This window comes from Streptomyces nymphaeiformis, from assembly GCF_014203895.1.
GTDB lineage: Bacteria > Actinomycetota > Actinomycetes > Streptomycetales > Streptomycetaceae > Streptomyces > Streptomyces nymphaeiformis.
In genome coordinates this window covers 216,041-242,797 of sequence record NZ_JACHJY010000005.1, presented here as the reverse complement: position 1 = coordinate 242,797, position 26,757 = coordinate 216,041, and the positions used below count along the sequence as shown (strand labels likewise).

Annotated in this window: 20 protein-coding genes; 16 read left to right on the top strand and 4 right to left on the bottom strand. The window is 72.5% G+C overall.

What is annotated here, in order from left to right:
• Positions 1-31 precede the first annotated feature (31 nt).
• From GGE06_RS18670 to GGE06_RS18645, 6 genes are all read left to right on the top strand, one after another.
• Complete coding sequence (locus GGE06_RS18670) at positions 32-2,125, top strand: phosphocholine-specific phospholipase C (RefSeq protein WP_184931300.1); 2,094 nt, start codon at positions 32-34, stop codon at positions 2,123-2,125.
• A gap of 132 nt (positions 2,126-2,257) precedes the next feature.
• The gene (locus GGE06_RS18665; protein WP_116158700.1) at positions 2,258-4,495 is read left to right on the top strand and encodes an MMPL family transporter; all 2,238 of its coding nucleotides are present in this window, start codon (positions 2,258-2,260) and stop codon (positions 4,493-4,495) included.
• Entirely contained in the window at positions 4,473-5,030 is a 558-nt protein-coding gene (locus GGE06_RS18660) for a GNAT family N-acetyltransferase (RefSeq protein WP_116158699.1), read from the top strand. Before GGE06_RS18665 ends, GGE06_RS18660 begins: the two co-directional genes overlap by 23 nt.
• A 35-nt stretch (positions 5,031-5,065) precedes the next feature.
• On the top strand, positions 5,066-5,707 hold the full coding sequence (locus GGE06_RS18655; RefSeq protein WP_221518267.1) for a hypothetical protein: 642 nt from the start codon (positions 5,066-5,068) through the stop codon (positions 5,705-5,707).
• A gap of 161 nt (positions 5,708-5,868) precedes the next feature.
• Positions 5,869-6,057 carry a hypothetical protein gene (locus tag GGE06_RS18650; RefSeq protein ID WP_184931298.1) on the top strand — a complete coding sequence of 63 codons (189 nt, stop codon included), beginning with the start codon at positions 5,869-5,871 and terminating at the stop codon, positions 6,055-6,057.
• A gap of 7 nt (positions 6,058-6,064) precedes the next feature.
• Positions 6,065-9,121, top strand: coding sequence for a helix-turn-helix transcriptional regulator (locus tag GGE06_RS18645; protein ID WP_184931297.1), 3,057 nt, complete (start codon positions 6,065-6,067; stop codon positions 9,119-9,121).
• Here GGE06_RS18645 and GGE06_RS43470 read toward each other — a convergent pair.
• The 3 genes from GGE06_RS43470 to GGE06_RS18635 form a co-directional block, all read right to left on the bottom strand.
• The gene (locus tag GGE06_RS43470) at positions 9,005-9,301 is read right to left on the bottom strand and encodes a DUF6191 domain-containing protein (RefSeq protein WP_220378588.1); all 297 of its coding nucleotides are present in this window, start codon (positions 9,299-9,301) and stop codon (positions 9,005-9,007) included. The genes GGE06_RS18645 and GGE06_RS43470 overlap by 117 nt on opposite strands.
• A gap of 14 nt (positions 9,302-9,315) precedes the next feature.
• Complete coding sequence (locus GGE06_RS18640) at positions 9,316-10,440, bottom strand: PQQ-dependent sugar dehydrogenase (protein WP_116158694.1); 1,125 nt, start codon at positions 10,438-10,440, stop codon at positions 9,316-9,318.
• Positions 10,441-10,501: 61 nt separating this feature from the next.
• Complete coding sequence (locus GGE06_RS18635; protein ID WP_116158693.1) at positions 10,502-11,497, bottom strand: aldo/keto reductase; 996 nt, start codon at positions 11,495-11,497, stop codon at positions 10,502-10,504.
• Positions 11,498-11,572: 75 nt separating this feature from the next.
• On the opposite strand from GGE06_RS18635, the gene GGE06_RS18630 reads away from it, so the two are divergent.
• From GGE06_RS18630 to GGE06_RS18595, 8 genes are all read left to right on the top strand, one after another.
• The gene (locus GGE06_RS18630) at positions 11,573-12,538 is read left to right on the top strand and encodes a 2-hydroxyacid dehydrogenase (protein WP_221518266.1); all 966 of its coding nucleotides are present in this window, start codon (positions 11,573-11,575) and stop codon (positions 12,536-12,538) included.
• Between the two features lie 677 nt (positions 12,539-13,215).
• Entirely contained in the window at positions 13,216-16,047 is a 2,832-nt protein-coding gene (locus GGE06_RS18625) for a putative bifunctional diguanylate cyclase/phosphodiesterase (RefSeq protein ID WP_184931426.1), read from the top strand.
• A 228-nt stretch (positions 16,048-16,275) separates the two neighbouring features.
• The gene (locus GGE06_RS18620; protein ID WP_116158692.1) at positions 16,276-18,126 is read left to right on the top strand and encodes an acetolactate synthase large subunit; all 1,851 of its coding nucleotides are present in this window, start codon (positions 16,276-16,278) and stop codon (positions 18,124-18,126) included.
• 31 nt (positions 18,127-18,157) lie between these two features.
• The gene (gene ilvN / locus GGE06_RS18615; RefSeq protein ID WP_116158691.1) at positions 18,158-18,685 is read left to right on the top strand and encodes an acetolactate synthase small subunit; all 528 of its coding nucleotides are present in this window, start codon (positions 18,158-18,160) and stop codon (positions 18,683-18,685) included.
• 119 nt (positions 18,686-18,804) lie between these two features.
• Entirely contained in the window at positions 18,805-19,806 is a 1,002-nt protein-coding gene (gene ilvC / locus GGE06_RS18610) for a ketol-acid reductoisomerase (protein WP_041131381.1), read from the top strand.
• Between the two features lie 236 nt (positions 19,807-20,042).
• Entirely contained in the window at positions 20,043-21,632 is a 1,590-nt protein-coding gene (gene serA / locus GGE06_RS18605; protein ID WP_116158690.1) for a phosphoglycerate dehydrogenase, read from the top strand.
• Positions 21,633-21,705: 73 nt separating this feature from the next.
• Entirely contained in the window at positions 21,706-22,287 is a 582-nt protein-coding gene (locus tag GGE06_RS18600) for a TetR/AcrR family transcriptional regulator (protein WP_184931296.1), read from the top strand.
• A 94-nt stretch (positions 22,288-22,381) separates the two neighbouring features.
• Entirely contained in the window at positions 22,382-22,534 is a 153-nt protein-coding gene (locus tag GGE06_RS18595) for a hypothetical protein (protein WP_184931295.1), read from the top strand.
• Between the two features lie 9 nt (positions 22,535-22,543).
• Here GGE06_RS18595 and GGE06_RS18590 read toward each other — a convergent pair whose 3' ends face one another.
• Entirely contained in the window at positions 22,544-23,941 is a 1,398-nt protein-coding gene (locus GGE06_RS18590; RefSeq protein WP_312883182.1) for a PucR family transcriptional regulator, read from the bottom strand.
• 193 nt (positions 23,942-24,134) lie between these two features.
• On the opposite strand from GGE06_RS18590, the gene GGE06_RS18585 reads away from it, so the two are divergent.
• Together GGE06_RS18585 and pruA are read left to right on the top strand one after the other, a co-directional pair.
• Positions 24,135-25,061, top strand: a complete 927-nt coding sequence (locus GGE06_RS18585; protein WP_116158688.1) for a proline dehydrogenase family protein — start codon at positions 24,135-24,137, stop codon at positions 25,059-25,061.
• A gap of 30 nt (positions 25,062-25,091) precedes the next feature.
• On the top strand, positions 25,092-26,723 hold the full coding sequence (gene pruA / locus GGE06_RS18580) for an L-glutamate gamma-semialdehyde dehydrogenase (protein ID WP_116158687.1): 1,632 nt from the start codon (positions 25,092-25,094) through the stop codon (positions 26,721-26,723).
• Positions 26,724-26,757: the final 34 nt, after the last annotated feature.

Sequence of the window (26,757 nt, the reverse complement as noted above, 5' to 3'; positions counted from 1 at the left end):
GAGGTCGGTCTTGTCCCCCGAGAAGTCCCAGATGTCCCGCCGAAGGCTCCTCGCACTGGGCGGGGGCGCCCTCGGTGTCGCCGCGGCGGGCTCGCTGCTGCCGCCGTCGCTGCAGGAGGCGATGGCCGCGGAGCCCCCGACCGGGGGCATGGAGGCCATCCGGCACGTGGTGATCCTCATGCAGGAGAACCGTTCCTTCGACCACTACTTCGGCACCCTCCGCGGCGTCCGCGGATTCGGTGACCGCAACGCCGTCGAACTGCCCTCGGGAAAGTCCGTCTTCGAGCAGCCGGCCGCGCTCGGCCGCACCGTGCTGCCCTTCCCGATCCGCGGTGCCGCCGAGACCCAGCAGAAGGACCTCCAGTACATCGGCGCCCTCGACCACTCCTGGAGCGGCGGCGCCAAGGCCTGGCGCGACGGCTGGATGGACGGCTGGGTCTCGGCCAAGACCGCCGCCACCATGGCGTACTACGACCGCCGGGACATCCCGCTCCACTACGAGCTCGCCGACACCTTCACCATCTGCGACGCCTACCACTCGTCCACCCACACCTCGACGAGCCCCAACCGCAACCACCTCTGGTCCGGCTGGACCGGCTTCGAGGCCGACGGCAGCCGGGCCGTCACCAACGCCGCCTACGCCGAGGACACCCACCCCGGCTACGGCTGGTCCACCTACGCCGAGCGGCTCGAAGCCGCCGGGCGGAGCTGGAAGACGTACACCGAGTGGGAGAACTTCACGGACAACAACATCGAGTTCTTCACCTCCTTCAAGAAGATCGCCCGCAAGGCGCTCGCCCTCACCGGCGGGCCCGGGGCGGCGGCGCACACCTTCATGGAGTCCTTCTACGCCGCCGTCCGCGACACCGGGGACCTCGCCGAGCGGGCCAGGCTGCTCGGGCTCCTGGAGGAGGGCGTCGCGACCCTCACCCCCGCCGAGCGCTCCCTCTTCGAGCGCGGGCTGCGCCGCGTCGAGAGCGGCACCCTCGCCGACGCCTTCCGCGCCGACGTCGCCGCCGGCACCCTCCCCGAGGTCTCCTACCTCGTCCCCTCCGCGATCGACTCCGAGCACCCCGGCTCCTCCTCGCCGATCGCCTCCGCGACCCTCGTCTACAAGGTCCTCGACGCCCTCGGCGCGCACCCGGACGTCTGGCGGCACACCGTCGTCCTGATCAACTACGACGAGAACGACGGCTTCTTCGACCACGTGCCGCCGCCCGTCCCGCCCGCCGGCACCACGGAGGAGCGCTGGAAGGGGCTGCCCACCGGCCTCGGCATCCGCGTGCCGCTGCTCGTCGTGTCCCCCTGGTCGGTCGGCGGCTACGTCTGCTCCGAGACCTTCGACCACACCTCCGTGATCCGCTTCCTGGAGGAGCTCACCGGCGTCCAGGAGCCCAACATCACGGCCTGGCGCCGGGCCGTCACCGGTGACCTCACCTCCGCCTTCGACTTCAGGCGGACCCGGCGGCAGCCGCCCGTCGAGCAGCCCGGCCCGGTCCCGCCGTTCACCGGCCGCTGGCGGCCCCAGCCGCCGGCCGTCCAGGCGATGCCCGTCCAGGAGCCCGGCACCCGGCCGGCGCGAGCGCTGCCGTACCAGCCGGACGCCTCCGCGACGACGGGTGACGGTTCCGTGACGGTCGCGCTGAGCAACCGGGGCAGGGCGAGCGCGCACTTCGCGCTCTACCCGTACGCCGGCGAGTTCGCCGTCCCGCAGCACCAGGACGTCAGGGGCGAGGGGGAGTGGACCGTCCCCGTTCCGGGTGATCACTACCGCTTCACGGTCACCGGCCCCAACGGCTTCCGGCGCGAGTTCGAGGGCCCCGCGACGGGCGGCGCCGAGCTCGCCACCCGGATCGACCACCACGACCGTGACGTGCACCTCACCGTCCGCAACACCGGCTCCGCCCCGCTCGAGTTCCACGTCCGGCCGCTCGGCTACGTCGACGAGGACGACCTCGCCGACTGGACCCGCACCGTCACCGTGAAGCCGGGGAAGACCCGTACGGTCGTCCACTCCGCCGCCGACGCGCACGGCTGGTACGACGTCGAGGTGACCGCACCCGGTGGCTTCCGCCGCCGGCTCATGGGCCACATCGAGAACGGCCGCCCGAGCGTCTCCGGCTGAGCCCGCGCGGGGCCGGGCAGCAGGGTTCCCGGCCCCGCGACGCACCCTGTGAGGATCGCCACGAAACGGGCAAACGATCACGTTTGGCTGTAACAGTGGGGCGCGAGTACAGATCCAGTCAGGAGTACGTCCTTGGCCGCAATCGCACGGTGGTGTGTCCGTCACCGTCTCGTCGTCGTTCTCCTCTGGCTCCTCGCGCTCGGCGGGACCGCCGCCGGCGCGACCCTCGCCGGCAGTGCGTACTCCAACGACTACGAGGCCCCGGGCACCGAGTCCGGCCGGGCCACCGCCCTCCTCGACCGGGGCTTCCACGGCCTCGGCGGTGACAGCGACACCATCGTCTGGCACACCGACCGGGGCAGCGTCCGCGCCGACGCCGTCGAGGACCGCATCGGCGGCATGCTCGACGAGGTCGCCGAGCTGCCCGGTGTCGCCGCCGTCACCTCGCCGTACGACGACGCCAGGGGGCAGGTCAGCGAGGACGGCCACACCGCCTACGCCACCGTCACCTTCGACGCGCAGTCCGACGACATCCCCGAGGCCCAGGCCAAGGCCCTCGTCGACACCGCCAAGGCCGCCGCCACGGACGACCTCCAGGTCGAGCTCGGCGGCAGCGCCGTCGCCCTCACCGAGGCCCCCGGCGGACACATCGCCGAGATCGTCGGCGTCGCCGTCGCGGCCGTCGTCCTCTTCCTCGCCTTCGGCTCGCTCGCCGCCTCCGCGCTCCCGATCGCGACCGCGCTCGTCAGCGTCGGCATCGCGTACTCCGGGATCGTGCTCCTCGGCCATCTGATGACCGTCGCCGACTTCGCCCCCATGCTCGGCATGCTCGTCGGCCTCGGCGTCGGCATCGACTACGCCCTCTTCATCGTGACCAGGCACCGAAGAGGCCTCAAACGCGGCCGCTCCGTCGCCGAGGCCGCCGAGACCGCAGTCGCCACCACGGGCCGCGCCGTCGTCTTCGCCGGCGCCACCGTCTGCATCGCCCTGCTCGGCATGCTCATCCTGCGGCTCAGCTTCCTCAACGGCGTCGCCATCGCCGCCTCGCTCACCGTGCTCCTCACGGTCGCCGCCTCCGTCACCCTGCTCCCCGCGCTGCTGTCGTTCATCGGTACGAAGGCGCTGTCCCGGCGCGAACGCCGGGTGCTCGCCGAGCGCGGCCCGCAGCCCGAGCTGCCCACCGGCTTCGCCGCCCGCTGGTCCGCCTTCGTCGAGCGGCACCCCAAGCTCCTCGGCGGGGTCGCCGTCCTCGTCATGGCCGTCCTCGCGCTGCCGACCCTCTCGCTCCACCTCGGCACCTCCGACCAGGGCAACAACCCGGCCACCGCGACCACCCGCAAGGCGTACGACCTGCTCGCCGACGGCTTCGGGCCCGGCGTCAACGGCCCGCTCACCCTCGTCGCCGGCCTCGACGGCGCCGACGACCGGGTCGCCCTCGACCAGCTGCCGGCCGCGCTGGGCGCGACCAAGGGCGTCGCGTCCGTCTCCCCCGTCACGTACAACAGCGCGGGCGACACCGCCGTCCTCACCGTCGTGCCCGACTCCTCGCCGCAGTCCAAGGCGACCAGCGAGCTCGTCGACCGGCTCCGCGACGACGTCATCCCGAAGGCCGAGGCGGGCACCTCCCTGGACGTGCTCGTGGGCGGCGTCACCGCCTCGTACGACGACTTCGCCGGGATCATCGTCGGCAAGCTGCCGCTCTTCGTCGGCGTCGTCATCGCCCTCGGCTGTCTGCTGCTCCTGCTCGCCTTCCGGTCCCTCGGCATCCCGCTCAAGGCCGCCGCCATGAACGTCGCCGCCGTCGCCGGCGCCTTCGGGATCGTCGTCGCGATCTTCCAGTGGGGCTGGGGGAGCGAGCTGCTCGGCCTCGGCAGCGCCGGACCGATCGAGCCCTTCCTCCCCGTGATCATGGTCTCCGTCCTCTTCGGACTCTCCATGGACTACCAGGTCTTCCTGGTCAGCCGGATGTACGAGGAATGGCTGGAGACCGGGGACAACCGGCGGGCGGTCCGGGTCGGCCTCGCCGAGACCAGCCGCGTGATCAACTCCGCCGCGGTCATCATGATCTCCGTCTTCCTCGCCTTCGTCCTCAGCGGCGACCGGGTCATCGCGATGTTCGGCATCGCGCTCGCGGCGGCCGTCGCCCTCGACGCCTTCATCCTGCGGACCCTCCTCGTCCCGGCCCTGATGCACCTGCTCGGCGGCGCGAACTGGTGGCTGCCGAAGTGGCTCGACCGGGTCCTGCCCCGGATCAGCATCGAACCGCCCGAGTGCCGCGAGGCGGCGGACGCGCGTGCGAAGATCCCCGTACAGCGCGTGACGGTTCCGACTGCGGAGGAGAACGACGATGTTCGCGATATCGCTGGGTGACGACGGCGCCGAGCTCAGGCCCCTGGAGCCCTGGCAGGCCGAGGAATTCCTGACCCACATGGACCGGGGCCGGGAGTTCGTCGGGCAGCACATCGGCCTCCCCGACGTCGTCGCGGACCTCGACTCCGCCCGCGCCTACCTCACCTCGTACGCCGAGAAGGCCGCGAGTGACACCGGCCGGCTCTACGGCATCTGGTCCGAGGGCACCCTCGTCGGCGGCGTCCTCTTCCGGACCTTCGACGCCGCGAACGGCACCGCCGAGGCCGGCTGCTGGCTGGAGCCCTCCGCCGCCGGGAAGGGCCTGATCACGCGGGCCTGCCGGGTCATCATCGACTGGGCGATCGAGGAGCGCGGCCTCCACCGCGTCGACTGGTACGCCTCCACGAAGAACCTGCCGAGCATCGCCGTCGCCCGCCGCCTCGGCATGACGAAGGAGGGCGTGCTGCGGGAGAACTACCTGTACCGCGGCAGCCGCTCGGACACGGAGATCTGGTCCGTCCTCGCCCCCGAGTGGCGCGCGGCGAAGGCGTCTTAAGCCGCCTCTCATGTGGGCCGCCTAGCGTGCGCCGCATGGACACCAAGACGACCGAGAAGACCGCCACCTCGAAGACCGACGAGGTGGCGGCGGGCACGAGCGCCGAGGCCGCCGAGGCCGCCGGGACCACCCAGGACGCCGGGACCACCCAGGACGCCGGGACCACCCAGGACGCCGGGACCGCCGCAGAGGCGGGGACCGTCGAGGACACGGCCGCCGAGCTGCTCGACGCGCCGGACGACGAGCTGGACGGCGGGCTGGACGGCGAGCTCGACGGCGAGGAGGCCCTCTCGCCGGAGGCCACCGGCATCGGCGCCGCCGCCGCTGCCGTCGTCTCCGCGGCCCTCTCCGCCGTCGCCCTCACCGGCACCTGGACCGGCAAGGTCGTCGCCGAGCGCGAGACGCTCATCGGGCAGATCAAGACCTCCGCCGGCGGCACCCCGGCCCAGCAGATCAACGAGATCTACGGCGACGCCTGGCACAGCACCGCCCTCGTCAACGGCGTCTTCGCGCTCCTCGCCGTGATCGTCGGCGTCCTCGTGCTGACCCTGCCCCGGCGCCCCCTCTGGGTCCGCGCGGTCGCCGTCGCCGGCGCCGTCCTCGGCGGGCTCGGGCTGCTCCTGTCGGTCGGTACCTACTTCGACCTGTTCCTGAGCCTCCCGACCACCGGGTCCTGAGCACCCGGGGACCCCGCCTAAGGCCCCCCTAGGACCCTCCTAAGGACCCCCGTACCCCGAACATGCGGCACTCGCCCGATGTGACGGCACCCCCTGGGAAACGAAAGTAGAGGCATCGCAAGAGAGCGATACCGAAACCGAAGAAACCCAGGGAGCACACGATGTTCGAGTACGAACTCCACACCATGCACCACGCCGAGCTCGTCGCCGAGGCCGCCGCCCACCGCCTGGCCCACGAGGCCGCGGCGACCCACAAGGGTCTGCGCATCCTCGGCATCCGGATCGGGGGCCACCACGCCGAGGTCCAGGCCGCCGACGGCGGTCGCGGTCTCTTCACCAAGGCCGCGTGACCCCCGTATGAGCGACGGCATGGAAGTCTGTGCGATGCTCGGCGCCGTGGAGACCAGGTCAGTCAGCCCCGTGTTCGTCGGCCGCGCCGGCGAACTCACCGCCCTCACCGAGGCGCTCTCCCGCGCGACCGCGGGAGAGCCCCAGGCCCTGCTCATCGGCGGGGAGGCGGGCGTCGGCAAGACCCGGCTCATCGAGGAGTTCCTCGACACGGCCTGCGACCAGGGCGCCGTCGTGGCGCTCGGCGGCTGCGTCGAACTCGGCGCCGACGGCCTGCCGTTCGCACCCTTCGCCGCCGCTCTGCGCGCGCTCCACCGCCACCTGCCCGGCGAACTCGCCGCCGCCGCCGAGGGCCACGAGGGCGAGCTCGCCCGCCTGATGCCCGAGTTGGGCGACCCCGGCAGCCACGAGCCCGCCGACGAGGACTCCACCGCCCGGCTCTTCGAACTGACCGTACGCCTCCTGGAACGGCTCGCCGCCGACCGCACGATCGTGCTCGTCCTGGAGGACCTGCACTGGGCCGACGCCTCCACCCGGCACCTGCTCACCTACCTCCTGCGCACCCTGCGCCGCGGCCGGATCACGGTCGTCGCCAGCTACCGCGCCGACGACATCCACCGCCGCCACCCGCTGCGCCCGCTCCTCGCCGAACTCGACCGGCTCCGCACCATCCGCCGCATCGAACTCTCCCGCTTCACCCGCACCGAGGTGCACCGCCAGCTCACCGGCATCCTCGCCGCCGAACCCGACCCCGGACTCGTCGAAGAGGTCTTCGAACGCTCCGACGGCAACGCCTTCTTCGTCGAGGAGCTCGTCGTCTCCCACGAGGCCGGCTGCGCCCCCGGCCAGCTCAGCGACTCCCTGCGCGACCTCCTGCTCGTCCGGGTCGAGATGCTCCCCGAAGGCGCCCAGCGGGTCGCCAGGATCGTCGCCGAGGGCGGCTCCACCGTCGAGTACGGGCTGCTCGCCGCCGTCGCCGGGCTCCCCGAGGACGAACTGATCGAGGCGCTGCGGGCCTGCGTCGGCAAGAACATCCTGCTCGCCGTCCCCGACGGCGACGGCTACCGCTTCCGCCACTCCCTCGTCCGCGAGGCCGTCAGCGACGACCTGCTGCCCGGCGAACGCTCCCGCCTCAACCGGCGCTACGCCGAGGCCCTGGAGGCCGACCCCGGACTCGTCCGCCCCCACGAGCGGACCACCCGGCTCGCCACGTACTGGTACCACGCGCACGCCCCGGAGAAGGCCCTCCCCACCGTCCTCCAGGCCTCCGTCGAGACCCGCAAGCGGCATGCGTACGCCGAGCAGCTCAGCCTCCTCGAACGGGCCCTGGAGCTGTGGGACAAGGTCCCGGCCGAGGCCCGCCGCTCCCTGCGGCCCATCGACTACGCCGACGCCTACCCCGCCTGCGCCCTCGACCCCGAGGCCGACTCGCTGCGCTACCTCGACCTGCTCGCCGAGGCCGCCGTCGCCGCCCGGCTCGCCGGAGAGCGGGAGCGGGCCGCGAAGATCTGCCGCACGGCGCTCCGGATCCTCGACAGCGTCGAGAACGACCCCCTGCGCGCCGCCTGGTTCTGGACCGAGATGGCCCGGCTCCAGTCCAACCTCGGCAAGGGCGACGGCTGGCCGGAGATCGCCCGCGCCCAGGAACTCGTCAAGGGCCTCCCGCCGTCCGCCGTCCACGCCACCGTCCTGGTCGGCGCGGCCGGCTGGGGCATGCTCCGCAACCCCGGCCCCGAGACGCTCGCCGCCGCCGAACGCGCCGTCGAGTACGCGCGGTTCGTGAAGGCCGAGCCGATCGAGCTGAACGCCCGGATCACCCTCGGCACCATCATGGTGTCGGCGGGAGACGCCGAGGGCGGCCTCGCCGCGCTGCACGAGGCGCGCGAACGGACCATCGCCCTCGGCCAGTTCCACGAGGCCGCCCGCGCCCACATCAACCTCTCCTCCTCCATGGAGGCGCTCGGCCGCTCCGCCGAGGCCGTGGAGATCGCCGTCACCGGAATCGAACTGGCCCGCTCCCGCGGGCTCGTCGACAGCGCGGGCTGGATCCGCGCCAACCTCGCCGAGTCGCTCGTCTCGCTCGGCGAGTGGGACCGCAGCAAGGAGGAGGCCGAGCTGCTGCTCCGCTCCGGGGCGAGCAGCACCAAGCCGGGCGGCACGGCCCTGCTCCAGCTCGCCCACCTCGCCACCTTCCGCGGCGAGCCGGCCAGGGCCGCCGAGCACCTCGCCGAGGCCCGCGCGCGCTACGGCACCCGCGACCCGATCCCGCAGTACACCCTGCCCATGGAACAGGCCGCCATCGCCATCGCCGCCGCCGAGGGCCGGCTCGCGGACGTACGGGAACAGCTCGCCGCCACGGCGGAGACCGGCTTCCCGCCCGGCACCCACCGCTACGGCTGGCCGCTCGTCCTCACCGCCGTCACCGCCGAGGCCGACAGCCGCGGGCTGCCCGCCGCCGACGAGGGGCGCGCCGCGGCGCTCGACCTGGTCCGCCGCTGCGTCCGCGGCCTCGCCACGCCGGCCCCGATCTGGCAGGCCTACTCCCAGCAGGTCTCCGAGGAGCTCGCCCGCGCCGAGGGCCGCGAGACCGCCGCCCGCTGGGCCGAGGTCGTCGCCGCCTGGGAGCCGCTCGAACGCCCGCACCAGCTGGCCCGCGCCCGGCACCGGCTCGCCGACGCCCTGCTCGTCGAGGGCGGCCGGCGCGAGGAGGCCGCGGCGCTGCTCCGCGAGGCCCACGCCACCGCCGTCCGTCTCGGCGCCCGCCCGCTCCGCGAGGACGTGGAGCTCCTCGCGGCCCGGGCCCGCCTCTCCCTCGTCCAGGAGAAGCAGGCCCCCGCCGCGACGGAGCCCGGGGACGACAGCTTCGGCCTGACGCCCCGGGAGCAGGACGTGCTGCGCCTGGTCGCGGTCGGCCGCACCAACCGCCAGATCGCCGAGGAGCTGTTCATCTCACCGAAGACGGCCAGCGTCCACGTCTCCAACATCCTCGCCAAGCTCGGCGTCGCCGGCCGGGGCGAGGCCGCCGCCCTGGCCCACCGCCTGCACCTCCTCGACACGCCCCTCTGAGCCGGGGGCGTCGGGCCGGGTCCGGGGGACACGTATCGTCACCCGGCCCGAGGACAGGTCCACCGGACCGCGGGCCGGGTCGGCGTCCCCCGGGTCCTCCCTGGTCAGGGCCTCCCTGCGGCGCTCCTCCTCGACGTGCCTGCGCGACGGCGCGAAGAACTCGTCCAGGCCACCGAACACGGTCACCGCCTCCTTCACCTCACCTCCAGCCGGAGGATCCGGTCGTCACCGGGGCCGGGCGTGCCCCGGGTGTCGGTCTCGCTCGTCACCAGCCAGAGCCGGTCGCCGCCCGCCGCGAGGACCGTGCGCAGGCGTCCGTACCCACCCTTCAGGAACGCCTCGGGCTCCCCGGAACGTTCCGCGCCGGAGAGCGGCACGCGCCACAGCCGCTCGCCCCTGAGCGCGGCCATCCAGATCGCGCCCCGGGCGTACGCGATGCCGCTCGGGGAGGCCTCCGAGGTCGGCCACTGGGCCACCGGGTCCACGAACCCGGCGCGCCCGGCCCGGCCCTCCACCACCGGCCAGCCGTAGTTCCGCCCCGGCTCGATCAGGTTCAGCTCGTCCCAGGTGTCCTGCCCGAACTCCGACGCCCACAGCCGGCCCTGCGGGTCCCAGGCGAGGCCCTGCACATTGCGGTGGCCGTACGAATAGACCACCGAGCCGGGGAAGGGATTGCCCGGCGCCGGCCTGCCCTCCGGTGTCATCCGCAGGATCTTCCCGCCCAGCGACGAACGGTCCTGGGCCAGACCGGTCCGGCCCGTCTCGCCGGTCCCCGCGTACAGCATGCCGTCCGGGCCGAACGCGATCCGCCCGCCGTTGTGCACGAACCCCTTCGGGATGCCGGTGAGCACCGGCTCCGGCGGGCCGAGCCGGTCGCCCTTCCCGCCGCCGTACCGCATGCGCACGATCCGGTTGTCGGAGGCGGTCGTCATGTACGCGTACACCCGGCCGTCCCGGACGGCGAGCCCCAGGAGCCCGCCCTCACCGCCCGGCACCACCCCCGGCACCGTGCCGAGGAGGGTCTTCGCGCCGGTCCGCCCGTCGACCCGGGTGATCGTCCGCTCGTCCCGCGAGGAGACGAGCAGATCCCCGCCGGGCAGCTCCGCGAGCCCCCAGGGGGACTTCAGGCCCTCGGTGAGCGTCCCCGCCACGGACACCCGCCCGACGGCGGACGCCGTCGGGGACACCGATGCCGGGGCGGTCGTACGGGGGTGCTCCGAGGGCTGCTCCCCGCCGCCTCCCGACCCCGAGGAGCAGCCGGCCACGAGCACCAGCGCGACGGCGCCCCACAGGGCCTTCTGCACGACAGGACGGCGCATGGGCCGGTCCCCCTTCGACGAGGCGGGCGGTGTACCACCTCCTTGATACCCCGCGCGGCACTCAGTCCCAGGACCCGCGCGGCGCCGGAAGCGCCGCGATCTCCGTCAGGTCCTCGGCCGTGAGGCGCAGCGCGGCCGCCCGGGCGTTCTCCGCGACCCACCGCTCCCGCTTCGCGCCCGGCACCGGCACGACGTGCCGCCCGAGGCCGAGCACCCACGCGAGCGCCACCTGCGCCGGGGTGACGTCCGCGCCGTGCCGCGCGGCGACCCGGCGGAGGCCCGCCACGATCGGCTGGTTCGCCGCCATCATCTCGGCCGTGAACCGGGGGTGCCGGGCCCGCGGGTCGTCCGGCTCGAAGCCGCCGCCCGGGGTCAGCGTCCCGGTCAGATAGCCGCTGCCCAGCGGCATCGCCGCCAGGAAGCCGACCCCGCGCGCCGCGCACCAGGGCAGCAGCCGCGCGAGGGCCTCACGCGACCACACCGACAGCTCGGCCTCCACCGCCGCGACCGGGAACACCTGCTGGACGCGGTCGAGTTGGCGGATCGTTCCCTCGTGCAGATCGGCTCCGCGCCGCACCGCCCGCGCGCCCACGGCGCACAGGCCGAGGGCCCGCACCTTGCCCGCCGACACCAGCTCGGCCATGGCGCCCCAGGTCTCCTCGACCGGCACCTCGGGGTCCGCCCGGTGCAGCTGGTAGAGGTCGATCACATCGGTCTGGAGCCGGCGGAGCGAGGCGTCGCAGGCCCGACGCACGTATCCCGGCCTGCCGTTGGCGACGACGTGCTGGTCGCCGACGAGCAGTCCGCACTTCGTCGAGACGAACGCCTCGGACCGCCGCTCCTTCAACGCCCGCCCGACGAGCAGCTCGTTGGTGAACGGCCCGTACATGTCGGCGGTGTCGAGCAGGTTCACCCCGGCGTCGAGCGCCGCGTGCACGGTCCGCAGCGAGCGGTCCCCCCGCTGTTCCGAACGGCTGTACGCCCAGCTCATCGGCATGCACCCCAGGCCGATCGCACCCACGTCGAGCGCCGTCGCCCCGATAGTCCTGCGCTCCACCTGCCGGTACCCCTCCCTGTGCCGCCTCCCAAAGTAACCAATGAGGCACGGGATTCTTCGCATAGCCTCCCGGTCATGAGATTCGAAGACACGACCGCTGACGTGTGGCTTCCCATCCCGGCGGACGAGATCGAGGGGCTCCCGGCGCCGGGCGGGGCGGGCCTGAACTACCGCTTCTGGGACGGCGGTCCCGAGTTCCCCGCCGATCCGGCGCGCTGCGCGTTCTACGTCGTCCCGTACATGAAGGGCTCGGAGATCGCCGTACGGCCGCTGGCCGGGATGACCTCCCTCCGGGTGGTGCAGACCCTGTCCGCCGGCATCGACCACGTCACGCCGGGCATCGGCTCGCTGCGGCCGGGGGTCGCCCTCTGCAACGCGAAGGGCGTCCACGAGGCCAGCACCGCCGAGCTGACGCTCGCCCTGATCCTCGCCTCGCTGCGCGGCATCCCGGGATTCGTGCGCGGCCAGGACGCCGAGGAGTGGCGGGCCGGCTTCTACCCGGCCCTCGCCGACAAGTCCGTCCTCATCGTCGGGTACGGATCGATCGGCGCCGCCATCGAGGACCGGCTCGCGCCCTTCGAGTGCGCGCGGGTGGCGCGCGTCGCACGCTCCGCGCGCACCACGGAGCGCGGCCCGGTGCACGCCCTGACGGACCTGCCGGCGCTGCTCCCGGAGGCGGACGTGGTCGTGCTGTCCACTCCGCTCACGCCCGGGACCACGCATCTCGCCGACGCCGGGTTCCTCGGACGGATGAAGGACGGGGCGCTCCTCGTGAACGTCGCCCGGGGGCCGGTCGTCGACACGAACGCACTGCTCAAGGAGGTCGAGGGCGGCAGGATCAAGGCGGCGCTCGATGTCACCGACCCGGAACCGCTGCCGGCCGGGCATCCTTTGTGGCACGCTCCCGGTGTCCTGATCAGTCCCCATGTGGGTGGTTCCACTTCGGCCTTCATGCCGAGGGCGAAGCGGCTGATCGCGGGACAGCTGCGGCGGTTCGCGGCGGGCGAGGAACTGGCCAACGTCCTGCTCACCACCGGCTGACCGGAGGATCGCGTTCGGCCGGGCGGGTGAAGCACGCCCCCGACACGCGCCGCACACAAGCCCCCTGGTCGTCACGGAGAGTACTGCGGCCCTGTCCCTGAGTGACGGTCCTGGTGTATCGTCCCGTGTCGGGGGACTGCGTCGAGTACGGGCTGACGCTGGGGAGCGAAGTGACGGGTCATCAGATTCCGAGGGGGGCGACGGGTGGAGCACGGCCGGAAGACCGACGATCCGACGCGGCGACACCGCCGCCGCGCCTCGCACCCTCGGTGCCGGACCAGGCGGCACCGCGCCGACCGCCACGCGCCGCGACCCCGCCGGACGGCGGCCGGGACGCGCAAGACCGCGATGTCGCCGCCGCGACGCCGGACACCGGGCGCGACGCCCACGGCCGTGATGTCGCCGCCGCGGCGCCGGACGCCGGGCCGGGTCGTCACGGCCGCGCCGCCGCCGCGCCGAGGGGCCCCGGGCGGGGCGCCACGACCGGAGCCGACGGCGCCGCGCCGCCACACCGGGCCGCCGACGCCCGCGCGGCCGGCCGGCCGCCCGTCCCGCCCGCCGTACGGGACTCCGCCCGCCCGCACGGCTGCGACGGGCACGCCCCCGGGCGGGGCGACGAACCGGCGGCGCGGCCGCACGACGCGGTCGGGTGCGGCGGGCCGGCACCGGAGGAGCCGGTGAGCGCGCCCGGGGCGGTCCTCACGCGCCGCCCCGCCACCGGCGGCTCCGGCCACCCGGACCCCGGGCGCCCCCGCCTCGGCGGGGCCGTCGCCCAGGTCGCCCTCGGACTCCTCTGCGCGGGCTACACCACCGGTGCGTCCCTCGGCTGGGGCTCCCCCCGACTGGCGCTCTTCATGGGCGACTTCGGGCTCAGCGCCGCCGCGCTCACCGCCGCCGTCTCCTGCCTCCTCTACGGCCGGGCCCACCGCGACAGCGCCCGCCCGGCCTGGCTGCTCTTCGCCTTCTCCTCCTTCATGGCGGCCGCGGGGAACGCCGTCTGGGGCTGGTACGAGGTCGTGCTCCGCACCGACGTGCCGGACTTCTCCGTCGCCGACCTCTGCTTCCTGCTCTTCGCGCCGCCCGCCATCGTCGGCCTCCTCGTTCTCGCCAAGAAGCCCGTCACCCGGGCCGGCTGGGTGTGCCTGGGGCTCGACGCCTGGCTCATCGGCGGCTCCCTGCTCACGCTCTCCTGGAGCCTCGCCCTCGCCCGCACCGCGCACGTCGAGGGCGAGTCCGTCTCCCAGGCCGCGCTGTCGCTCGCGTACCCACTCCTCGACATCGTGCTCGTCAGCATGGTCCTCGTCCTGCACTTCCGCCGCTCCCAGGCGAACCGCTCGGCGACCAACACCGCGATCGCCGCACTCGCCCTGACCGTGCTGTGCGACGCCCTGTTCACCTCGCCGCTGCTCCGCGAGAGCTACGCCTCGGGGCAGCTCCTCGACGCCGGCTGGTTCGCCGGCTCCCTGCTGCTGGCCTACGCGCCCTGGGGCGTGCGCCGCCCGCCGGACGGCGCGGCCGCCGTGCGCGGTCCCCGGCTCCACAGCCGCCCGGTCGCAGGCTCGCTCGCCGCCCTCACCCCGTACCTCGCCGCCGCGGTCTGCACCCTCGGCATCCTGTACAACGTCGTGGAGGGGCGCCGGCCCGACCGCGTCGTCGTCCTCACCGGCTGCACGGTGGTCCTCGCCCTCGTCGTACGGCAGGGCATCATGCTCCTCGACAACATCGCCCTCACCCACGAACTGGCCCAGAAGGAGAACCACTTCAGGTCGCTCGTGCAGGGCTCCAGCGACGTCATCATGATCGCCGCGCCCACCGGGACGCTCCGCTACGTCAGCCCGGCCGCCTCCGGCGTGTACGGACGGGACGCCGAGGAGCTCATCGGCTCCGAGCTCTCCTCGCTCATCCACCCCGAGGACCTCGGCGCCGTCGTCCACGAGGTGCGGCGCTTCCTCGCCGTCTCGCCCGCCGAGGAACCCACCACCCGGATCGAGTGCCGCTTCCGCTCGGGCCGCGGCGACTGGCTCAACGTCGAGTCGACCGTCAACCGGCACCAGGGCGGCCTGATCTTCAACAGCCGCGACGTCACCGAACGCGTCCGCCTCCAGGCCCAGTTGCAGCACAACGCCGAGCACGACCCGCTCACCGACCTGCCCAACCGGGCCCTCTTCACCCGGCGGGTCCGGCAGGCGCTCGGCGGCCGCCGCTCCTCCGACCCCGGCACCGCCGTGCTCTTCATCGACCTGGACGGCTTCAAGGGGGTCAACGACCGCCTCGGCCACCAGGCGGGCGACGACCTCCTCGTCCAGGCCGCCCGCCGCCTCCACGACTCCGTACGGGCCGGGGACACCGCCGCCCGGCTCGGCGGCGACGAGTTCGCCGCGCTCATCCTCGGCGACGGCGGCCGCGACCGGGCGGCCCGCCGCAACCAGGTCCAGGAGATCGCCGACCGGCTCCGGCTCACCCTCTCCCAGCCCTACCGCGTCGACGGGGGCAACGAGGTGCGGGTCGCCGCCTCCATCGGCGTCGCCTTCGCCGAGCCCGGCATCGAGGCCGGCGACCTGCTGCGCAACGCCGACCTGGCCATGTACCGGGCCAAGGCCGCAGGCAAGGACCGCGTCGAGCTCTACGCCCCGCAGATGCAGGCCGAGGTCGTCCGGCGCACCGAGCTGACCGCCCGGCTGCGCTCCGCACTGCACGACGGCGAGTTCGCCCTGCTCCACCAGCCGGTCGTCGACCTCGCCACCGGCCGGATCTCCGCCGTCAGCGCCCAGGCGCGCTGGCGCTCCAGCCAGGGCATCCTCTTCACCCCGGCCGAGTACCTCCGCGTCACCGACGACGGGGAGCGCACCGCCGAGCTCGGCCGCTGGCTCCTGGAGGAGGCCGTGGAGCAGGCCGCCGAGCGGGCGGGAATCGGACACCGCGCGCCCGTGTCCATCCGGCTCTCCGCCCGGCGCCTCCTGGACCGCTCGCTGCCGCTCGGCTCGGTCGAGTCGCTCCTCACCCGGCACGGGCTGCCGTCCGGCTCGCTGATCGTCGAGCTCGCCGACAGCGACCCCCGGACCTCCCTCGACGAGCTGGAGCAGCGCCTGGTCGCGCTGCGCAGGCTCGGGGTGCGGATCGCGCTCGACGGCTTCGGCAGCGGACACGTGGCGATCAACGCCCTGCGGAGGCTCCCCGTCGACATACTGAAGCTGGACCGGGGGCTCGTCGAAGGCGTCGTCGAGTCGGCCAGGCTCCGCAAGATCACCCGCGGGGTGCTGCGCATCGCCGGCGAGCTCGGCATGCAGACCGTCGCCGACGGAGTCGACGTCCCGGAGCAGGTCGTCGCCCTGCGCGCGATGGGCTGCACGCACGCCCAGGGCATGGCCTTCTCGGGCCCGCTCGACGAGTACCGCCTGCGCAGGGCCCTCGTACGGGACGAATACCCACTGCCCGGAGCGGTCCCGGTCCGTGTCGGAAACCGTCCCCCGATCGGCTCACATACTGAGACGCCTGTCCCACCCACTTGACAGTGGTGAGGCCGGAGAGGGAGGGTCAGTGCCATGCGCACCCGAATTCTCGTACTTGGAAAGCGCGTCGGCTGAAGCCGGGCCTGAAGAAAGCCCGCTTGAAACGCACCCGACGCGCTCCCCTCGCTTGCCTCACGGCACGAGGGGTTTTTTGTTGCACCGGCTCACCCCAAAAACGACGCAAACCCCTGCAAAACACCTCGCAAAAACCCTCTGCTTCGAGAAGAGATGCTGATGACCGAGCAGGCCACCGGGCACCATCCGCAGCCGCGGCCCCGTAACGGCGCGCAGCCCGCCACCACCGTCGAGCACGTCACGGGTGCGCAGTCCCTCATCCGTTCTCTCGAGGAAGTGGGCGCCGACACCGTCTTCGGCATTCCCGGCGGCGCGATCCTCCCCGCCTACGACCCGATGATGGACTCGCAGCGGGTGCGTCACATCCTCGTCCGCCACGAGCAGGGGGCGGGCCACGCCGCCACCGGTTACGCCCAGGCCACCGGCAAGGTCGGCGTCTGCATGGCGACCTCCGGCCCCGGCGCGACCAACCTGGTCACCCCGATCGCCGACGCGCACATGGACTCGGTCCCGCTGGTCGCGATCACCGGCCAGGTCGCCTCGAAGGCGATCGGCACGGACGCCTTCCAGGAGGCGGACATCTGCGGCATCACGATGCCGATCACCAAGCACAACTTCCTCGTCACCAAGGCCGAGGACATCCCGCGGACGATCGCCGAGGCCTTCCACATCGCCTCCACCGGCCGCCCCGGCCCGGTCCTGGTCGACATCGCCAAGGACGCCCTCCAGGCGAAGACCACCTTCAGCTGGCCGCCGCAGACGGACCTGCCCGGCTACCGCCCGGTGACCAAGCCGCACGCCAAGCAGATCCGCGAGGCCGCCAAGCTGATCAGCGCCGCCAAGCGGCCCGTGCTCTACGTCGGCGGCGGTGTCATCAAGTCCGGCGCCACCGCCGAGCTGAGGATCCTCGCCGAGCTCACCGGCGCCCCGGTCACCACCACCCTGATGGCGCTCGGCGCGTTCCCCGACAGCCACCCGCTGCACGTCGGCATGCCCGGCATGCACGGCGCGGTCACCGCCGTCACCGCGCTGCAGAAGGCCGACCTGATCGTCGCCCTCGGCGCCCGCTTCGACGACCGCGTCACCGGCAGGCTCGACAGCTTCGCCCCGTACGCCAAGATCGTCCACGCGGACATCGACCCGGCCGAGATCGGCAAGAACCGCGCCGCCGACGTCCCGATCGTCGGTGACGCCCGCGAGGTCATCGCCGACCTGGTCCAGGCCGTCCAGGCCGAGCACAGCGAGGGCAACAAGGGCGACTACACCGCCTGGTGGAGCGACCTGAACCGCTGGCGCGAGACCTACCCGCTCGGCTACGACCTGCCGGAGGACGGCAGCCTCTCGCCGCAGCAGGTCATCCAGCGCATCGGCCAGCTCGCCCCCGAGGGCACGATCTTCGCCGCGGGCGTCGGCCAGCACCAGATGTGGGCCGCCCACTTCATCGACTACGAGCAGCCGGCCACCTGGCTGAACTCCGGCGGCGCCGGAACGATGGGCTACGCGGTCCCCGCCGCGATGGGCGCCAAGGCCGGCATGCCGGACCGCACGGTCTGGGCGGTCGACGGCGACGGCTGCTTCCAGATGACCAACCAGGAGCTCACCACCTGCGCCCTGAACAACATCCCGATCAAGGTCGCCATCATCAACAACGGCGCCCTGGGCATGGTCCGGCAGTGGCAGACGCTCTTCTACAACCAGCGCTACTCCAACACGGTCCTGCACTCCGGACCGGACGACATCCAGGCGAACAAGGGCACCCGCGTCCCCGACTTCGTCAAGCTCTCCGAGGCCATGGGCTGTGTCGCCCTGCGCTGTGAGGACCCGGCCGACCTGGACAAGGTCATCGCCGAGGCCAACGCCATCAACGACCGCCCGGTCGTGATCGACTTCATCGTCCACGAGGACGCCCAGGTCTGGCCGATGGTCGCCGCCGGCACCTCGAACGACGAGGTCATGGCCGCGCGGGGCGTCCGCCCCGACTTCGGCGACGGCGAAGACGACTGAGCGCGCAGAGCGAAAAGGAAGAGACCCAGACATGTCCACCAAGCACACGCTCTCCGTTCTCGTCGAGAACACGCCCGGCATCCTCGCCCGGATCGCCGCCCTGTTCTCCCGCCGCGGCTTCAACATCGACTCCCTCGCCGTGGGCGTCACCGAACACCCCGACATCTCCCGGATCACCATCGTGGTCGGTGTCGAGGACCTGCCCCTGGAGCAGGTCACCAAGCAGCTCAACAAGCTGGTCAACGTCCTGAAGATCGTCGAACTCGAGCCCAGCGCTGCGATCCAGCGCGAGCTCGTCCTGGTGAAGGTCCGCGCCGACAACGAGACCCGCTCCCAGATCGTCGAGATCGTGCAGCTGTTCCGCGCCAAGACGGTGGACGTCTCGCCCGAGGCGGTCACCATCGAGGCCACCGGTTCGAGTGACAAGCTCGAAGCGATGCTCAAGATGCTGGAGCAGTTCGGCATCAAGGAGCTCGTGCAGTCCGGCACGATCGCCATAGGGCGTGGCGCCCGGTCCATCACGGACCGGTCCCTGCGGGCCCTCGACCGCAGCGCCTGAGAGTCGTCGACGGTCAACCGCCGGTCCGTCCGGCGGTCCGACTGACGAGACCCGAAAACTTTCCTCCCGCACCCCGCCGTACGGTGGGACGCAACACCAGCACCTCAAGGAGAATCCCAGTGGCCGAGCTGTTCTACGACGCCGACGCCGACCTGTCCATCATCCAGGGCCGCAAGGTCGCTGTGATCGGCTACGGCAGCCAGGGCCACGCCCACGCGCTGTCGCTCCGTGACTCCGGCGTCGACGTCCGCGTCGGTCTCCAGGAGGGCTCGAAGTCCAAGGCCAAGGCCGAGGAGCAGGGCCTGCGCGTCGTCTCCGTCGCCCAGGCGGCCGAAGAGGCCGACCTCATCATGATCCTGACCCCGGACCCGATCCAGGCCCAGGTCTACGAGGAGTCCATCAAGGACCACCTGAAGGAGGGCGACGCGCTCTTCTTCGGTCACGGCCTGAACGTCCGCTACGGCTTCATCAAGGTGCCCGAGGGCATCGACGTCGCCCTGGTCGCCCCGAAGGGCCCGGGCCACCTGGTCCGCCGTCAGTACGAGGAGGGCCGCGGCGTTCCGTGCATCGCGGCCGTCGAGCAGGACGCCACCGGCAAGGCCTTCGACCTGGCGCTCTCGTACGCCAAGGGCATCGGCGGCACCCGCGCCGGCGTCATCAAGACCACCTTCAAGGAGGAGACGGAGACCGACCTGTTCGGTGAGCAGGCCGTCCTCTGCGGTGGCACCGCGGCTCTGGTCAAGGCGGGCTTCGAGACCCTGACCGAGGCCGGCTACCAGCCGGAGATCGCCTACTTCGAGTGCCTGCACGAGCTGAAGCTCATCGTCGACCTCATGTACGAGGGCGGCCTGGAGAAGATGCGCTGGTCGGTCTCCGAGACCGCCGAGTGGGGCGACTACGTCACGGGCCCGCGGATCATCACCGACGCCACCAAGGCCGAGATGAAGAAGGTCCTCGCGGAGATCCAGGACGGCACCTTCGCCAAGGAGTGGATGGCCGAGTACCACGGCGGTCTGAAGAAGTACAACGAGTACAAGACCCAGGACGCCAACCACCTCCTGGAGACCACCGGCAAGGAGCTGCGCAAGCTCATGAGCTGGGTGAACGACGAGGAGGCGTAAGCCTTCGGGCCGGGGGCCGGACACCGTGTCCGGCCCCCGGCCGCATCGTTGGACACCCCGTCCAACCACGGACGGGTGATCCTTCCAACGAGGCGCATGAACAGCGCCGATGCACCACTACACTGCTCAACAACATCGCGTCTGGCCCACAGCGTCGTGCGCTTTCACGCGGCAAGCCCCCTCCACCGCCTGCGGCCGTCGGGACGGCCGTCCGCACTGCCTCTGTGAGGACTCACGTGAGCTCGAAACCTGTCGTACTCATCGCTGAAGAGCTGTCGCCCGCCACCGTCGACGCCCTGGGACCGGACTTCGAGATCCGGCACTGCAACGGCGCCGACCGGGCCGAGCTGATCCCCGCCATCGCCGATGTGGACGCGATCCTGGTCCGCTCCGCGACCAAGGTCGACGCCGAGGCCATCGCCGCCGCGAACAAGCTCCGGGTCGTGGCCCGCGCCGGTGTCGGTCTGGACAACGTCGACGTCTCCGCCGCCACCAAGGCCGGCGTGATGGTCGTGAACGCCCCGACGTCCAACATCGTGACCGCGGCCGAGCTCGCCTGCGGCCTGCTCGTCGCCACCGCGCGCAACATCCCGCAGGCCAACACCGCGCTGAAGAACGGCGAGTGGAAGCGCTCGAAGTACACGGGCGTCGAGCTCAGCGAGAAGACCCTCGGCGTCGTCGGCCTCGGCCGCATCGGCGTCCTGGTCGCCCAGCGCATGTCCGCCTTCGGCATGAAGATCGTCGCGTACGACCCCTACGTGCAGCCGGCCCGCGCCGCCCAGATGGGGGTGAAGCTGCTGGCCCTGGACGAGCTCCTGGAGGTCGCCGACTTCATCACCGTCCACCTGCCCAAGACCCCGGAGACCATCGGTCTCATCGGCGACGAGGCGCTGCACAAGGTCAAGCCGTCGGTCCGCATCGTCAACGCCGCGCGCGGCGGGATCGTGGACGAGGCCGCGCTGTACTCGGCCATAAAGGAGGGCCGGGTCGCCGGCGCCGGCCTCGACGTGTACGCGAAGGAGCCCTGCACGGACTCCCCGCTCTTCGAGCTCGACCAGGTCGTCTGCACCCCGCACCTCGGCGCCTCCACGGACGAGGCCCAGGAGAAGGCGGGCATCGCCGTCGCCAGGTCGGTTCGCCTGGCGCTCGCGGGCGAGCTGGTCCCGGACGCGGTCAACGTCCAGGGCGGTGTCATCGCGGAGGACGTGAAGCCGGGCCTGCCGCTCGCCGAGAAGCTCGGCCGGATCTTCACCGCCCTCGCGGGCGAGGTCGCGGCCCGGCTCGACGTCGAGGTCTACGGCGAGATCACCCAGCACGACGTGAAGGTGCTCGAACTCTCCGCGCTCAAGGGCGTGTTCGAGGACGTGGTCGACGAGACCGTGTCGTACGTCAACGCCCCGCTGTTCGCGCAGGAGCGCGGTGTCGAGGTGCGCCTGACGACGAGCTCCGAGTCGCCCGACCACCGCAACATGGTCACCGTGCGCGGCACCCTGTCGGACGGCCAGGAGGTCTCGGTCTCCGGCACGCTGGCCGGCCCCAAGCACCTGCAGAAGATCGTCGCGGTCGGCGACTACGACGTGGACCTGGCGCTCGCCGACCACATGGTCGTGCTGCGCTACGAGGACCGCCCGGGCGTCGTCGGCACCGTCGGCCGGATCCTCGGCGAGGCCGGTATGAACATCGCCGGCATGCAGGTCTCCCGCGCGGAGGAGGGCGGCGAGGCGCTCGTCGTGCTCACCGTGGACGACACCGTCCCGGCCTCCGTGATCGCGGAGATCGCGGAGGAGATCGGCGCGGCCTCGGCCCGCTCGGTCAACCTGATCTGACGCACGCCACCTCGTACCCGGTCTCTAGACGCTCGTCTTACACAAGCGTCTAGAGACCGGGTACAGTGCTGTCATGGGACACAAGGAAGACCTCCTCGAAGGCGCCAAGCGCTGCCTCCTGGAGAAGGGGTACGGGCGGACCACGGCACGCGACATCGTCGCCGCCTCGGGGACCAACCTCGCCTCCATCGGCTACCACTACGGCTCCAAGGACGCCCTGCTCCAGCAGGCCTTCCTCGCCGTCACGGAGGAGTGGGGGGAGCGGGTCAGCCTCCCGGACGGGGAGGAGGAGGGCGCCGTCACCCTTCCGGCCGATCCGTACGAGCGCTTCCGCGCGACCTGGGCGCAGCTCATCGGCGCCGCCGAGGCCAGCCGCCCGGTCTGGAAGCTCCAGACCGAGGTCGTCACCCGGCTCGACGACGACGAGAAGCTCCGCGAGGCGATCAAGGAGCCGCAGCGGGAGGGCCGGCTCGGCATCGCCGAGGGCATGCTCGGCATCGACCCGGAGGCGGAGCCGGAGAAGGCCCGGGTGGCCGGACTGCTGCTCCAGGCCCTGGCGACCGGCGTCATGATCCAGTGGATGGTCGACCCGGAGACGGCGCCGAGCGCGGACGACCTCACCGAAGGGCTCAAGGTCCTGATGGAGGGTCGGTAGGGGCGGATCCGGTCGGAGCCGTCGCCTCCGCCGGCGTCGGGCTGCTGTGATGGCCGGGACCACGGGAGTCCGGAGTCCACGCCAGGAGGCATCCATGCGCACGCGCCGCCGCACCACCGCGATCCTCGCCGGGTTCTTCGCCGCGGGCCTGCTGATCGGGGCCGCCGCCCAGCTCGCGAAGGTCTCCGCGGACGCGTCGGCGGCGCGGACGGTCGCCGTGAACGGGGCGGAACCCGTCGTCGCCTGACGCGGACCGCTACAGCCGGGCCGCCTTGAGCGCCATGTGCAGCAGCAGGCGGTCCTCGCCGGCGTCCAGATCGAGGCCGGTGAGCTGTTCGACCCGGGAGAGGCGGTAGTAGAGCGTCTGCCGGTGGATGCCCAGGGCCGCCGCCGTGCGGCCCGCCTGGCCCGCGTGGTCGAGGAACACCTCGGCCGTGCGGGCCAGTTCCGTGTGCGCCGGGGTGAGCAGCGCGCGGACCGCCGGGTCCGGCTCGGCCGGGGGCAGCGCGGTGAGCAGCCGGTACGGGCCGATGGCCGCCCACTCGGCGACCGGCCCGAGCGCCGGCTGCACGAGCGCGGCCCGCGCCCCGGAGCAGGCCTCCCGCCAGGCGGTGTCGAGCTCCGCGAGCCCCCGCCGGGGGGTGGCCACCCCCGCGACGGCGGAGCCGCGCAGCCGGGTCGCCGCGGCGGTGGCGGGGGAGAGGTTGTCGGCCGACCGCAGCCGCACGAGGACGGCGAGCGCGCGGGCCGCCCCGCCGTCGGTGGGGGCGGAGCCCGGGACGTAGGGGCTGGGGGCGGCGTCGGGGGCGGCGCCCGCGATGGCCCGGCCGGCGCCGGCCCCGGTCCGGCCCACCGGGCCCGAAGCCTGTCGGCCGTAGCCGGTCTGAGCTCCCGGGCCCGACGCCTGCCCGCCGGAGGCGGAACCGGGGCCGCTCGTGGTCCCGCTCCTGCCCGCCGGGCCCGGCGCCTGCCGGCCCTGGCCCGCTCCCGTCGCCGCACCCTGGCCGAGGGGCGGGCCCGCCGCCGGGCGCCACGGCAAGGCGCACAGGGCCGCCGCGCCCGGGATCGTGCGGGGGGACGGGGTGTCCTCCGTCGGCCAGGGGGCCAGGCAGACCAGCGTGTGGAGGCCCTCCGCGTCCGGGCCGAGGGCCGTTCGCAGGGCGGTGAGGGCCATGTCGTACTGCCAGCCGCGCTCCGCCGTCAGGGCGGCCCGCAGTTCCCGGGAGAGGTCCGCGCCCGCCCGCTCCTCGTCGGCGAGCAGCTCGCCGATGCGGGCGGCGACCTCCATCGCGGCGGTGAGCTGCGCGTGCGAGGGGCCCGGCTCGGCGTCGAGCAGCCACACGTACCCGAGGACGACGCCCCGGTGGCGTACGGGCAGGCAGATGCGGTCCCGGAAGACGCCCGCGTCCGGGGCGGCCGGGATGCGGACGGGGCCGGTCGCCCGGGTGATGCCGAAGCCCTCGAACCAGGCGCGGACCGCGGGGGAGGACTTCCGGGTCAGGATCGAGCGGGTCCTGACCGGGTCCATCGCGCTGTCGTCGTCGCTGTCGTGGGCCCCGAAGGCGATCAGTCCGAAGTCGCGGTTCTCCAGTGTCGCCGGCTCGCCGAGCAGCGCCGAGATCTCGTCCACCAGCTCCTGGTAATCGCCCTTCACGGCCACATTCTCGCACCCGGCGCCGCGCCCGTCAGACAGATGTATGAGGCGCGGGCCACGGATGCGTGACAGCTGTAGATGGCGGACGATCGGAGCGATCCATAGGTTTCACGGTGGTTCTCCGTGCTGTTCCCGGTTCGTTCCTTTGGTCCGGTTACGGCCCCGTCCTACCTTTGCCCTCTGGAGGTGCCCCGTGCTGGGTCCCGTGATCCTCGCCGCGTCGCGCAGCGACAAGATGCGCCGTATCGTTTCGGCCGCCCCCGGGACCAAGCAGGTCGTCGCCCGCTTCATCGCCGGCGAGACGGTCGACGACGTCGTCCCGATCGTCTCCGAGCTGAGCGGCCGCGGCCTGGAGGTCACCCTCGACGTCGTCGGTGAGGACATCACCACCGTCGAGCAGTCGTACGCCGCCCGGGACGCCTACCTGGAGCTCATCGGCCGCCTCAAGGAGCTGGGCCTCGGCGCCCGCGCCGAGATGTCCGTGAAGCTGTCGATGTTCGGCCAGTCGCTGGAGAACGGCCACGAGCTGGCCCTCGCGAACGTCCGCCCGGTCGTCGCGGCCGCCGCCGAGATCGGCACCACCGTCACCCTGGACGCCGAGGACCACACCACCCTCGACTCGATGTTCGCCATCCACGAGGAGCTGCGGAAGGACTTCCCGCAGACCGGCTGCGTCATCCAGGCCTACCTCTTCCGCACCGAGGACGACGCCCGCCGCCTCGCCGCGAACGGCTCCCGCGTCCGGATCGTGAAGGGCGCCTACAAGGAGCCCGAGTCCGTCGCCATCCAGGACAAGCCCGAGATCGACAAGGCGTACGTCCGGATCATGAAGATCCTGATGGACGGCGAGGGCTACCCGATGATCGGCTCGCACGACCCGCGCCTGATCTCCATCGCCCAGGAGCTGGCCCGCCGCGCCGGGCGCAAGCTGGACGAGTACGAGTTCCAGATGCTGTACGGCATCCGCAGCGAGGAGCAGAACCGCCTCGCCGCCGAGGGCCACCGCATGCGCGTCTACACCGCCTACGGCACCGACTGGTACGGCTACTTCATGCGCCGCCTGGCGGAGAAGCCGGCCAACCTCCTCTTCTTCGTCCGCTCCATCCTCACCAAGGGCTGAGCCCACCTCTCACAAGGAGTCACGAGCCTCATGGACGCTGTCACCCAGGTCCCCGCTCCGGTCAACGAGCCGGTGCACAGCTACGCCCCCGGTTCCCCCGAGCGGGCCCGTCTGGAGACCAAGCTCAAGGAGCTGGCCGAGAACCCGCGCGAGCTGCCGATGACCATCGGCGGCGTGAAGCGCCTCGGCGGCGGCGAGGAGTTCAAGGTCGTCCAGCCGCACAACCACAAGGCCGTCATCGGCACCTTCCGCGGCGCCACCCAGCAGGACGCCCAGGACGCCATCGACGCCGCCCTGGCCGCCGCCCCGGCCTGGCGCGCGATGTCCTTCGACGACCGCGCCGCGATCATCCTGCGCGCCGCCGAGCTGCTCGCCGGCCCGTGGCGCGAGACGCTGGCCGCGTCCACGATGCTCGGCCAGTCGAAGACCGCGCAGCAGGCCGAGATCGACACCCCGTGCGAGCTCGTCGACTTCTGGCGCTTCAACGTGGCGTACGCCCGCCAGATCCTCGCCGAGCAGCCGCCGGCGAACTCCCCGGGCGTGTGGAACCGTCTGGACCACCGCCCGCTGGAGGGCTTCGTCTACGCGATCACGCCGTTCAACTTCACGGCCATCGCGGGCAACCTGCCCACCGCCCCCGCCCTCATGGGCAACGTGGTGGTCTGGAAGCCGTCGCCGACGCAGACCCACTCCGCCGTGCTCCTCATGGAGCTCCTGGAGGAGGCCGGCCTGCCGAAGGGCGTCATCAACCTGGTGACCGGCGACGGCATCGCCGTCTCCGAGGTGGCCCTGAACCACCGCGACCTGGCCGGCATCCACTTCACCGGCTCGACCAAGACCTTCCAGCACCTGTGGAAGACGGTCGGCAACAACATCGAGAAGTACCGCTCGTACCCGCGGATCGTCGGCGAGACCGGCGGCAAGGACTTCGTCGTCGCCCACCCCAGCGCCGACCGCGCCGTCCTGAAGACCGCGCTGAACCGCGGCTCCTTCGAGTTCCAGGGCCAGAAGTGCTCCGCGTCCTCCCGCGCGTACATCCCGGCGTCCATCTGGAACGACGGCTTCAAGGAGGAGTTCGCGGCCGAGATCGACGGCATCGCCATGGGTGACGTCACCGACCTGTCGAACTACATCGGCGCCGTCATCGACGAGCGTTCGTTCGCCAAGAACAAGGCGGCGATCGACCGTGCCGCGGCCGACCCGAGCTGCACGATCATCGCCGGCGGCACCTACGACGACTCGGTGGGCTACTTCGTCCGCCCGACCGTCATCGTCTGCGACGACCCGGAGAACGAGGTCTTCAAGGCCGAGTACTTCGGCCCGATCCTCGCGATCCACGTCTACGAGGACGACAAGTACGACGAGATGCTGACCCAGATGGAGTCGGTCTCGGACTACGCCCTCACCGGCTCGGTCATCTCCGGCGACCGCGCCGCCGCCGCGTACACGATGGAGAAGCTCCGCTTCGCCGCGGGCAACTTCTACATCAACGACAAGTCGACCGGCGCCGTCGTCGGCCAGCAGCCCTTCGGCGGCGGCCGCGCCTCCGGCACCAACGACAAGGCCGGTGCCCCGCAGAACCTGATGCGCTGGACGCTGACCCGCGCCATCAAGGAGACGCTGGTCCCGCCGACCGAGTACGGCTACCCGCACATGGGCTGACGCCCGCCCGTCGCGCGAGCGGCCCCTGATCACC

Coding starts and splice junctions, on each gene's coding strand:
- GGE06_RS18600 (WP_184931296.1), top strand. CDS start 21,706: ATGGGACACAAGGAAGACCTCCTCGAAGGCGCCAAGCGCTGCCTCCTG.
- GGE06_RS18650 (WP_184931298.1), top strand. CDS start 5,869: ATGTTCGAGTACGAACTCCACACCATGCACCACGCCGAGCTCGTCGCC.
- GGE06_RS18595 (WP_184931295.1), top strand. CDS start 22,382: ATGCGCACGCGCCGCCGCACCACCGCGATCCTCGCCGGGTTCTTCGCC.
- ilvN (WP_116158691.1), top strand. CDS start 18,158: ATGTCCACCAAGCACACGCTCTCCGTTCTCGTCGAGAACACGCCCGGC.
- GGE06_RS18630 (WP_221518266.1), top strand. CDS start 11,573: ATGAGATTCGAAGACACGACCGCTGACGTGTGGCTTCCCATCCCGGCG.
- GGE06_RS18645 (WP_184931297.1), top strand. CDS start 6,065: ATGAGCGACGGCATGGAAGTCTGTGCGATGCTCGGCGCCGTGGAGACC.
- GGE06_RS18655 (WP_221518267.1), top strand. CDS start 5,066: ATGGACACCAAGACGACCGAGAAGACCGCCACCTCGAAGACCGACGAG.
- GGE06_RS18660 (WP_116158699.1), top strand. CDS start 4,473: ATGTTCGCGATATCGCTGGGTGACGACGGCGCCGAGCTCAGGCCCCTG.
- GGE06_RS18620 (WP_116158692.1), top strand. CDS start 16,276: ATGCTGATGACCGAGCAGGCCACCGGGCACCATCCGCAGCCGCGGCCC.
- pruA (WP_116158687.1), top strand. CDS start 25,092: ATGGACGCTGTCACCCAGGTCCCCGCTCCGGTCAACGAGCCGGTGCAC.
- GGE06_RS18670 (WP_184931300.1), top strand. CDS start 32: ATGTCCCGCCGAAGGCTCCTCGCACTGGGCGGGGGCGCCCTCGGTGTC.
- GGE06_RS18640 (WP_116158694.1), bottom strand. CDS start 10,440: ATGCGCCGTCCTGTCGTGCAGAAGGCCCTGTGGGGCGCCGTCGCGCTG.